This is a genomic window from [Mycobacterium] manitobense, from assembly GCF_025821665.1.
Classification (GTDB): Bacteria; Actinomycetota; Actinomycetes; order Mycobacteriales; family Mycobacteriaceae; genus Mycobacterium; species Mycobacterium arseniciresistens.
In genome coordinates this window covers 1-565 of the sequence record NZ_JACKSJ010000252.1, presented here as the reverse complement: position 1 = coordinate 565, position 565 = coordinate 1, and the positions used below count along the sequence as shown (strand labels likewise).

Genomic DNA, 565 nt, shown 5'->3' with positions numbered 1-565 from the left:
CATCGAGATGTTCGAGCGCGAGGTCATCCCGGCGCTGAGTTAGGGCACTCTCGACACCTGGTAGTGCAGGATCAGCCAGCCGTCGGCGGTGCGGGTGAGCAGCACGCTCAGGTTCAGCGGCAACGCCGAACCGTCGGGGAATTCGAAATCGGCCCGCAGGTAGCCGAGCAGGATGCCGTCGGCGGGTGTGCGGGTTTCCAGGATGCGGTAGCGCACCGTCAGCCCGGGCGGTTGGGACGCGTAGTAGTCGCGCACTCCGGCGCGCCCCACGGTGTAGGGCCGCAGTCCCTGGAAGACGGCGTCTTCGGTGAAGACCTGGGCGACCCGGTCCGGATCGTGGGCGTCGATCCCGGCCTGCCAGACGTCGAGGACGCTGCGCAGCTCGTGCTCACCGTGGCCCATGATCAGTGCCCCGCGCTCTGGCCAGTGCCCCGCGCTCTGGCCGCGCCGGTGACGAACCCGGCGTTCTCCAGATAGAGCACCGCGTCCACCACGTCGTCGAGTTCGCCGATGCGCTTCTGCGGGTTCAGCTGGGCCAGGCTGTCGCAGCTGGGCCAGGCTGTCG

The 565-nt window shown here is 69.0% G+C and carries 1 protein-coding gene; it reads right to left on the bottom strand.

What is annotated here, in order from left to right; translation table 11 throughout:
• Positions 1 to 39: 39 nt before the first annotated feature.
• Entirely contained in the window at positions 40 to 402 is a 363-nt protein-coding gene (locus H7I41_RS28050; RefSeq protein ID WP_073859016.1) for a YybH family protein, read from the bottom strand.
• Positions 403 to 565 lie beyond the last annotated feature (163 nt).

Coding starts and splice junctions, on each gene's coding strand:
- H7I41_RS28050 (WP_073859016.1), bottom strand. CDS start 402: ATGGGCCACGGTGAGCACGAGCTGCGCAGCGTCCTCGACGTCTGGCAG.